7 protein-coding genes and 2 pseudogenes are annotated in these 10,463 nt (G+C 33.9%); 3 read left to right on the forward strand and 6 right to left on the reverse strand.

Annotated features, from left to right (window positions below; translation table 11 throughout):
• Window positions 1-98: 98 nt before the first annotated feature.
• Window positions 99-1,238, reverse strand: coding sequence for an aminotransferase class V-fold PLP-dependent enzyme (locus tag V7056_RS10620; RefSeq protein WP_499701744.1), 1,140 nt, complete (start codon window positions 1,236-1,238; stop codon window positions 99-101).
• A gap of 64 nt (window positions 1,239-1,302) precedes the next feature.
• Here V7056_RS10620 and V7056_RS10625 point away from each other — a divergent pair, with 64 nt between their 5' ends.
• Window positions 1,303-1,944 (forward strand): Crp/Fnr family transcriptional regulator, encoded by a 642-nt coding sequence (locus V7056_RS10625; RefSeq protein ID WP_499701746.1) that lies wholly within the window; start codon window positions 1,303-1,305, stop codon window positions 1,942-1,944.
• A 491-nt stretch (window positions 1,945-2,435) separates the two neighbouring features.
• Here the strand turns inward: V7056_RS10625 and V7056_RS10630 are convergent, their stop codons facing one another.
• Window positions 2,436-3,275, reverse strand: coding sequence for a hypothetical protein (locus V7056_RS10630; protein ID WP_499701748.1), 840 nt, complete (start codon window positions 3,273-3,275; stop codon window positions 2,436-2,438).
• 140 nt (window positions 3,276-3,415) lie between these two features.
• Between V7056_RS10630 and V7056_RS10635 the strand changes: the two are divergent.
• Window positions 3,416-3,819, forward strand: a pseudogene (locus tag V7056_RS10635) (cupin domain-containing protein).
• A gap of 273 nt (window positions 3,820-4,092) precedes the next feature.
• On the opposite strand, the gene V7056_RS10640 reads toward V7056_RS10635, so the two are convergent.
• The 3 genes from V7056_RS10640 to V7056_RS10650 form a co-directional block, all read right to left on the reverse strand.
• Window positions 4,093-5,082 carry an aldo/keto reductase gene (locus V7056_RS10640; RefSeq protein ID WP_499701750.1) on the reverse strand — a complete coding sequence of 330 codons (990 nt, stop codon included), beginning with the start codon at window positions 5,080-5,082 and terminating at the stop codon, window positions 4,093-4,095.
• A 294-nt stretch (window positions 5,083-5,376) separates the two neighbouring features.
• On the reverse strand, window positions 5,377-5,958 hold the full coding sequence (locus V7056_RS10645; RefSeq protein ID WP_499701752.1) for a TetR/AcrR family transcriptional regulator: 582 nt from the start codon (window positions 5,956-5,958) through the stop codon (window positions 5,377-5,379).
• Window positions 5,959-5,992: 34 nt separating this feature from the next.
• Window positions 5,993-7,030 (reverse strand): alpha/beta fold hydrolase, encoded by a 1,038-nt coding sequence (locus V7056_RS10650; RefSeq protein WP_499701754.1) that lies wholly within the window; start codon window positions 7,028-7,030, stop codon window positions 5,993-5,995.
• Between the two features lie 388 nt (window positions 7,031-7,418).
• On the opposite strand from V7056_RS10650, the pseudogene V7056_RS10655 reads away from it, so the two are divergent.
• Window positions 7,419-8,320, forward strand: a pseudogene (locus V7056_RS10655) (AraC family transcriptional regulator).
• Between the two features lie 1,229 nt (window positions 8,321-9,549).
• On the opposite strand, the gene V7056_RS10660 reads toward V7056_RS10655, so the two are convergent.
• The gene (locus V7056_RS10660) at window positions 9,550-10,434 is read right to left on the reverse strand and encodes a LysR family transcriptional regulator (protein WP_499701756.1); all 885 of its coding nucleotides are present in this window, start codon (window positions 10,432-10,434) and stop codon (window positions 9,550-9,552) included.
• Window positions 10,435-10,463: the final 29 nt, after the last annotated feature.

Below are 10,463 nucleotides of genomic sequence, written 5' to 3' on the forward strand. Positions count from 1 at the left end.
CCTAATACAAGTAAATTGACAATCAGCATCGTTTTCCCAATGCTAAGAAATTGTATATACAGGTTGTTTTCTAGATTTTTTGAACAAACTGATTTTTGTTACTGATTCCGAATAACATAGGCGATTTCCTCTATCGCACGAACTACTTCATCAGCTGTATTGTAAAAATGCGGCGCTACCCGTAATACATCATTTCGAGCAGATACAACAATGTTTTTTGATTTTAAGATTTTTTCAACTTGTGCTGCATTCTCCAGGCGAATGGCTGTATTGCTTCCTTTTTTTGATAATTCGAGGGGACTTGCAATCATTAACCCAAGCCTATCTGCAGTTTCAATGGCAACTTGAGATAGTTCGCGAAGATAAGCTTCAATTTTATGTACGCCAATATCATTCAATAGTGAAATCCCTGCTTCAGCTGCGTAAGCATTAATCATCATGGGAGTGCCTGTATCAAATCGACTTGTTCCCTCTGCATAATCAAGTAGTCGTGGATTGAAAGAAAATGGGTTCACACGACTAAACCAACCAGTTGTTGGAGGGTGTAGGCTTTCAGCTAGATCTTTGTTGACATATAAGAAGCTAATGCCAGGAATACCGAGTAAGAATTTCTGTGCTCCAGTCGCAAGTACGTCAATCCCCATTTTTTTCACATCAATTGGTACACTTCCTGCAGATTGGTATGCATCAACAAAAAGTAGCGATCCATTCTTTTTTGTAATCTCGGAAATGGCTTTTATATCTTGAATGAAGCCATTATAATAAGAAACATGTGGGACAGACGTCACAAGTGTTGATTGATCGACTTGTTGTTCATACTGTTCAAGTTGAATGTAATGTTTTGTCTCCTCTAGAAACGTCACCTTTGCCCCGCGTCGTTCTTGCGATAGCCACACGTGGCCAATACATGGAAAATCAATATCCGTTGTAACAACTTTTTTGCGTTTTCCTGAAAAATCAAGGGATGCAGCAAATGATGAAGCGGCATCTGAAACACTTGATAACACTGCGATTTCTTCTGGTGAAGCATTGATGAGACGCGCGAAAGCGACTTTTGCCTCATACACTTTGTCCATCCAACCTTCCCAGTCCATTCCATTTTCAGTCCAGCTTGTTAGATACGATTCGATCGCTTGTTTGACTGGAGACGAGATTGCACTTTGTGAGCAACTTGATAAATGAATAGTTTCGGTAAGTGTTGGAAAAAGGTTTCGTTTGTCATTAAATGGGTGAATCATTTGTAAGCCTCCCTTTATTAAATGTTAGCGTTTTCATAAAATTAGTTATCGATGGGGTGATAATATGAAGCATCAATCTCTCTGGTTTGAACATGGTGAATGGGAAGCATCTCCATTTCAGTTTTGTAGTACTGAAGTCTTGCTTCCGGCTGAAACTATATTGTTTCAACAAGACGAACACCATCCGTATGTATACCTTGTTTTAGAAGGTCGAGTACGGGTCTTTTTGTTATCGCCTAGTGGTTCCGAACGACATCTGTATATCGTTGGTGTTGGGCACATTTTGGGTGAAGGAGCTGTATGGACAAACGAAATGTGTGCGTATAACGCTTCTACTTCATCGTCTGTTCGATTATTAAGAATCCCAAAAATCTCATTTCAAACCGTCGTGCTAAAAGAAGAGCCACTTATCCTAAAAACACTTCGATCACTTAGTGAAAAACAATCTGCTCTTCTCCTTCAAACCAAATTAATGAGTTTTTCGGATGTGGAGACACGTGTGTTAACCATGCTTCGTCAACTTGCAACAGCCTATGGAACCGAAACAAAAATTGGTGTGAAAATCACCATACCTTTTACTCATCAAGAACTCGCATACGTTGTTGGTTCCTCACGTGTTAGCGTATCGTATGTGATGAATGATCTTTGTGAAAAAGGAATTATTGAAAAACAAAAAGGACATTATACGATTCTTAGCTCGTCCTAATCGCTTTGTATCCCTATCATATAAGATGCAGAACTGCTTTTTCTGTCAACTACTTTACAAAACGCCAATATTTTTTCTGAAAAGAGAAACTTTTCAGTTTATTAACATCTTCTCAACAAGACAATTATAAAAATGACTGTCAATCCTCTGTATCAGCTAAAAAATATATATAAACATTTTCTGAGTAAATAGATTAAGTCCAAAACATGTGTCAAGCTTTGGACTTAATTACTTTAATGCAATCACAAATAAAAAAAGCTGAAATGATATGCAGCTTTTGATTTTCTATTCATTCGTATGTTTTGATGCATGTCCTACTATCAGATTCATCTATTAATATTTCTTACTTTTACGTTCAATGAAAAGAAACTCAATGATCTTCCAGCTAAGTTAGGAGTCAAATACAAGTCTACCAAAAAAATAAAAAACTACTGTTTAAAAGATACATTAAACAATAGTTTTTTATATATAATGACATCTATGAACTAGTGTCATCTATTAATTTTATTAAGATATGAAATAGCAATTATATATCCGATAATTGGTGATATTCCGTATCCCATGATTGGCATTGGGAAATGTCCAAAAAAGGTTACAAGCATCATCACAAGAAAATAAACACCTAATGTAAGTGATATGGTCGTTCTTTTCCCATTAAAGAAGAATGGAAATAGTAACAATAATAGAGACATTAAACCGAATATGAACCACATTACCCCCATGTCTTTAACTAAAAATAGTATGTGTTCTACATAAGGAACTGCAGCTAAATCATCGAGAAAAATCCAAGACATGATAACAATAGTTGTTGTAATTGTTAAGTTACATAAATTTAGTAAGTTAATATTCATTTTGTGCCAAAGGAGTATAGAAGTAGCGCATGCGAATGCTGTTACCTGCCCTGCATCTGGATGAAGAAACAATACTACTAGAACAACAAAGTTTAGTCCAATTGCATAAACATACTGTTTGTTCCCTACCAGTTTCCATAAATAAATCAATAGTAATGGCAGAACAATACTTGCTATATAAAAATTTAGTGGTCCAAATTGGATCCATCGATGAATACCATCTAAGCCATTAAACCAAAAAGGCGCTATCAATAAAGCTATAATGATAATAGGTCGTTGATCAATCAATTTACCGTATTGTTTATGCTTTGTTTTCGTTAAAAAGACAAAACCTAAAATGGATCCAACTATCCAAATTATTATATTTTGTATCCAAATACTTGAAGATACGCCATACGTTACCATTGCTAAAATTCCAATCAATAAAGCTGGGAACATTAGTAAATAAGGTATGATGTCTTTTAATTTTATTTTTTTCATGTTATGTAACCTCAAAATTTACTAGTTTCCTATAAAATATACCACAATTTCAATTTCATTGAGCTATTTTTTGATTATTCAACAATTTTTAGTCCAACAGTTCTAATTGGATCATCATACAGTTTTTTGGAGGAATTGCAATGGCAAAACATGAAAAAGCAAAAAATGGTGTTATTTTCCCAGTAGGCGTGAAAAATGAAGCATATGCACAATTTTTTGTTGGTCAAAGTTATCTAAAAACATTAATTGCTGACCCTAAAGTAAGTGTTGGTGTTGGGAATGTAACCTTTGAACCAGGATGCAGAAATAACTGCTTAAACATCATAATGGATTTCAATTTTTATATGTAACAGGTGGCGAAGGTTGGTACCAGGAAGAAGGAAAACCTGCTCAGTTCTTTAAAGCCGGTGTTGTAATTGTCACCTATGATGGTATAAAACATTGGCATGGTGTTACAAAAGACAGCTAGTTTGAGCACATTGCAATCACTGCTGGTACACCTGAATGGTTTGAACTAGTAACGGACGAGGAATATAACAATTAAAATAGTAGTTGAGGTGTAAAAGCCCTGTTATACAGTGCTTTCAGTTTGTAGACAAAGTACAAAAACTAAGAGATTCAGACTGATTGAAAACGCTTGTCTTTCGAGGCGCAAAGCCGGATGAGGAGCGGAGTTACCTTTGACGGTAATGAGCACCCCAAGTAGGTGAAGCAACGAAGAAAGCGAGCGTTTGTCAACAGTCTGAAAGGTAATATTTTGTTTTCCACAGGCTGATTATACAGTAAAAAACCTCTTGTTAAACATGAGGTTACAACATTAATTTGAACTAAGCGCACCAACGACTGGATGTGGAACATATGGCTCCTCTAAATAAGCAACTTCTTCAGTTGTTAGCTTAACTGATAGAGCACCAACAGAATTTTCAAGATGTGAAATTTTTGTTGCACCTATAATAGGCGCAGCGACTGGTTCTTTCTGCAGTAACCAAGCAAGTGCGATTTGTGATCTTGTTACCCCTAGTTTTTCTGCGATTTCTGCAACTCGTTCTACAACAAGACGATCTGTATTTTCAGTGGCATCGTATTTAGATTTTTGCGTATCATCAGTTTCAGATCGAAGCGTCGTTTCTGACCAATCTCGAGTTAATCTTCCAGATGCAAGTGGACTATATGGAATAACGCCGATTTTTTCTTCTTTACATAGTGGTAACATCTCTCTCTCCTCTTCACGGTAAATGAGGTTAAGATGATTTTGCATCGAAACAAATCTCGGCCAGCCATTCTTCTCAGCCACATGTAAAGCCTTTAAGAATTGCCATGCATACATTGCAGAAGCACCGATGTACCTTACCTTTCCAGCCTTCACTAAATCATGAAGTGCCTCCATTGTTTCTTCGATTGGTGTTTGGTAATCCCAACGATGTATTTGATATAGATCAACATAATCCGTTCCAAGGCGTTTTAGACTTTTATCAATTTCACTCATAATATGCTTACGTGAAAGACCGGAACCGTTAGGCCCTTTATGCATAGGGAAGTAAACCTTCGTTGCAAGGACAATCTCATCCCTATTGGCATAATCTTTTAAAGCTCTACCTAAAAATTCCTCACTAGTACCATCTGAATAAACATTCGCCGTATCAAAAAAATTGATACCTACATCAAGTGCTTTTTTAATGATTGTACGGCTACTTTCCTCATCGATTACCCATGGATGAATCCAACGTTTTGCATCTCCAAACCCCATACAACCAAGGCAAAGTCTAGATACGTCTAATCCTGTATTCCCAAATTTTATATAATCCATTTTGTTTATTCCTCCCCTTCTATATATGTAAATGAATAAGTCTAAACAGTTATATCCTGATACAAAGGATGTTTTCCGAGTCATTGATAGCAGATTTTACTTCAAGTGATGAAACTAATCAATAAGACGTTTTATCTTTACAAATGCAACATTTATGTAATGAACGTTAAATAGACTAGCTATCAAGCTAGTCTTATTCAATGTTTAAGTTTATTTTGCCTCCTCAATTTATATGACACTTTTAAGGAGCAGTCTCTCACCAATTTTCTAGGCTTTGATTAAATCAGGTGTCTCTTAAGCTTTTAACATTTTCATCAAAAAATCAGGAGTCGGCAAACCAAATTGAGGATCGACTTGATCTTGAATGGTTAAACTATTGATCACATTGAAGTACCATACCAGTAATTTCCGTGGATTTTCTACTAGTACGAATTCCCCATTTTCTTGACCTTTTATAAATATTGGTATAAGTAAATCAATTATATAGTCAGGTGAATATTTTGATAATAAATCAGTCACTTTTTCTGGAACTTCCTTGTCGTTCCTCGCTTGTTGAATAATCATAAATGCATATTTATGATTATCGTCTAACATATGTTCAGTTAGCATCTTTAATTGTTGATAAGGACTTCCTGGAAAAGATGACAAAGAACTCAGTTCACTTTGAGACTCAATCATTAAACCCTCTATAATTTTAAAAAACAATTCTGCTTTTGAATGAAAGTGTCGAAAAATTAAGCCTTCACTTACATTTGCTTCAGTTGCAATTACGCTTGTTTTGGTATTTTTATATCCATTCAGAGCAAAATTTTTTAAAGCAGCTTGCTTTATAAGTTCTTTTCTATCAGTTTGAGGATTAGAATCCTTTTCTAACAACTAACTCACTCCAATTTATACATTCTTACTCATGTTACTTCTTACTACTCATTGCTAATTGTCTTACTCTTTCAATTAATTCTATTAAGAATTGCTCTGGTCTAGCGAAGCAAGCTAAATGTCCCGCATTTTTTATATAAACAAACTCTTTTAAAGGAGCATTAATCTCTTGAAAAAATCGTTCTGCATTTTTGGTAGGAGTAATGATATCTTGATCCCCATGAAAAATAAAAAAAGGAATTGAAAACTCTTTTCCCAAACTTCTATAATCAAAATTCATTAACTCGTTAAACAATTGATCCCCTGAAAATTTCATCCCTTTTAAAATATCGATTATATCTATTATACTATGTTGAGGAGATGAAAGCATAGCCGGCAACATCAAATCCATAATCATATTAGGCACATTTTTAATAGTCTTAACTAGTATCTGATTTCTTTTATCATATTCTTTCATTGTCCATTTTGTATGATCTGGCCCTATTTTTTTCAAAACATCTAGATTTCTAGTATTTCCTGTTTTTTCCAAAGCTTCAATAGCCAATTGATATGCAAGGTTGTCGGTATCAACACAGTTTTGATCAGTCCCTACATATGCAAAAAAGAGATCTGGTCTTTGTTTGATCATTAACGTAGCGATAAGACTTCCAACAGAACTGCCTATTAAAATAATTTTATCTTGCTCAAGCTGATTACAAATTACACTAGATAATTCAATTCCATCTTCCATTAACTGGTTAAGCGTAATTGTACCACTGCCTTCTTTCCCATTTTTTTTAAAAGTTTTCCCAGCACCACGTTGATCCCATTGAACAAGAGTAAAATGCTTTTCCCAAGACCTTAATAAAGAATTAAAAACGGAGTAAGTAGAGGCAGGACCACCATGAATAAAAAAAAGAATAGGGTTTCTCTTATCTTCACCTCGAACCGTAATCCACTGTTCAATTCCTCCAATAGTTACATACTTTTCTTCGTTTATCATATGTTCAGTATTAATTACTAATTTCTTTGCATTTTTTCTTTGATTAAATTTACGAAAAAATAAATCAGGTAAAATATTGGATTTTGTCATTTTTAAGTTTCTTCCTTTCAACGGAAAATGAGTGAGTTACTCACTCATTATTTTAGATTAATTTTTTACCCCCGTCAAATTTCGTTTGGAAGTGAAATATAAAATATATGTGTAAAGGAAAACTTCATGAAAAGTTTAGTATAAGGAATTGGCCTAAATAAATTTAAATTAATATCATCTTTCTGCCCCATAAAATTGTTTCATTATAAATTAATTACTCTTATAAAACAAAAAAACCTCTTGCTATAAAAGAAGTTTGAGTAAGAACGAACTGTATTACATTTTTACCAAATGATTGCCTAAACCTATTACTACTACTTTCCCAAAATTCGACTTTGAATTAAAATGGAACTTACTTACAAGAATAAAAAAATAGGGGGACTATCTTATGCCTGAAAAAAATAAGCAGCTGTTTGAACTTGCCGAACAAATAGAGCGTTATTCAGGAATGGATGGTGTTCACTCGACCAAGATTCCTTCATTAAATTTTATCCGCCGATCTAATGTTACGGATCCAATTCACACTGTTTATAAACCATCTTTATGTATTATCGTTCAGGGAGCGAAGGAGGTAATGCTTTTAAATGAACGCTTTAGATACAGTCCCTCCGATTACCTTGTCTCATCAGTTGACCTGCCAGTCGCTGGGCAAGTTGTGGCTGCTTCTTCGGATATTCCTTATCTAGCACTCAGTCTAGAATTTACACCAAGTCAAATCTTAGATGTTTTACGTGACTTTAGGATGCAAGCTAGAAAGAAAGAAAGAAAGAGAATGCTAAGCGAGGCATGTTTGTCGGCCCGATGGAGTTATCGTTGTTGGATGCCGTAATTAGATTAATTCGTTTGCTTGATCATCCTAATGATATTCCGATACTTGCTCCTCTAATTACCAAGGAAATTCTCTACAGAGTTTTGCAAGGACCACATGGAAGTACTCTGGAACAATTGGCAATAGAAGGAAGTACTACCTATCTTATAAAAGACGTTATCGTTCAGATCATACATAACTATGATCGCTCTTTTCGGATTGAGCAACTTGCGGAAAAAGCAAATATGAGTGTTTCTTCATTCCATCGCCACTTTAAAGAGGTAACCGCGATGAGCCCTATTCAATTCCAAAAACAAATAAGATTACAAAAAGCACGGCAATTGTTATTGTCAGAGTCTTCTGATGCAGCTGATGTCGCATTTCGAGTGGGATATGAAAGTCCATCACAATTCAGTCGTGAATATTCTCGCATGTTTGGTTTACCACCAAAAGAAGATATAAAACATTTGAGGGAAAATTAGATGAAAAGATAAAGCTAAAACTAAATCCCAATTTAACTAAAAAAACGACTGTGCAAACTTATTCAGGTTTTACGTTTCGTGGTATACACCCGTAGAAATATTTAAAAAGATTGGTATATTAACAAGGTAACTAAATCACCAAGTTCTCATAACCATTTTCCTTAATCACTAATGAAAGGTTCCAAGCTAAATTAGAAAACCGCAGTACGATTGAATATCGAACTACGGTCTGTGCTTAGTTTTGTTTGAGCTCTTTTTAAACTACTGTCTACTTGACCGGGGAATGTTCAGATTGGAAGCCGTACTATTCCCCAAAATAATGTTTGGGATAATTATCCAAATCTCTCCATCATAGGAATACATAAACCCCTTTAGTGCCCCTGGATAATTCTCTTCCGTTTTGTACCAATCCAGAAGATAAATTACCGAACTCATATTGTGCTTAAACGCGTCCTTAATCACATTTCTTATTTGAACTAACTCTTCCTTTTCAGAATGATTTAGAGCTTCATTTACATATCCTTGTAATAAACCATTAAATAACTCATCAGAACAGGACATTCATAGTAACTTATAATATTTTCTGTATTATAGGGGTCAATAAGAACATTGACTTTTAAATAACTTATTACAGGTACTTCAATAACGTACTCTTCTTTTGAAACGTTATTATACAAATTTATTGTAAATACACATTTAAAAACAAGATTATATTAGGATCACCCTTTCTTCCATTCCCGTCAATTCCTTAAATTTAATTTTAAATTATTTCTTAGTAAGTGTGACCAGATAGTGACCAATATTTTGTTTAGTCACTTTTACATTCATTTGCAAAGAAAATCCCCCTTGATAAACAAGGGGTTTTTCGTATGATCCCAACTGGACTTGAACCAGCGACCCCTACCCTGTCAATTACAGCGTATGAGTATTATTAAGTGATACGGAATATTTTAGGTCAAATAAGTCCATTACTTCAATTTGTCAATATAATTTTATGCAATGATTGACTGATATTTCTATTGTTTCTAGTATGTCAGTGCAATTTTTGTGCAATGAAATAGTATTTTTTGAGGTAGGGTGCAATAATTATTGGAGTTACTATGTAACATGAACAAAAAAGTGCCTGACTTAAAAACATTGGGCAGGCACTTTTAATTTAGAGCTTCTGTTATTGTTATAAAATAACCTATATTTTCTACTCTTCTAACAAGTGAGGAACAAAAGATATATCAATTTAAGTAATTTTTAAATTCATTAATAAATTCCTGAGCTAAAGGCGTTAAACCTTTCGATTCTAAATAAATGATCCAAAAATCGACTTCAATAAAATGATCCACTTTTATAGGAATTACTTTAATATCTTCACTTAAAACGATCGGACGTTTTTTGATAGAGAAATCATAAAGGTATAATACTGCCTTACTCTCCTTTACTAACTCAAGTAAGAGACCACTTCTGTTTGATGTAAGAATTACGTTTTTAGGATTCATTTTCGTAATTTTTTGCAATTTTTTATAATCGGAATTTTTATACATGACGATTTTTGTCTGCACTAAATCCTTTGGTGTTACGAAATCTAATGAATAAAAAGGGGATTTTTTACCAACTGCTATACAATAATGTCCTTTTGTTAAGTATTCAAAACAGATGTTTTTTTCTTTTTGTAATTCATCCTTTGTTGCAGCAACAAATGCAAAGTTAAAATTATTTTTATTAAAATTCTGTATAATATTTGCAGGATTTTCTTCTACAACCTCATATGTAACATCCTTGTTTTTAAAATTTACCATTGTTTCTTGGAGGATATATGAAAAAGCAGGTGCAGTTAATATTTTCATATGCTTTTCATTCGTATTTTTAAAATCATAGATTTCATTGTTTAATTCATTTATGGTTTTTAGTAAATGAATCGCTTTTGAAATGACAATATTTCCTTCATATGTGGGTGTAACACCTTGCTTAGACCTATTAAAGATCTTAATTCCAAGCTCATTTTCTAATTGAGTAATTGATTGGCTCATCCCTGAAGGTGATATAAATAATTTTTCAGCTGCTTTTGTAACAGACTGTTCATTGGCAACATATACAATATACTCCATTTGTTCAAAATTCATCATTTCACCTCAGCTTAATTACTCTAGTT

Source organism: Bacillus sp. JJ664, from assembly GCF_036962205.1.
Classification (GTDB): Bacteria; Bacillota; Bacilli; order Bacillales; family Bacillaceae_G; genus Gottfriedia.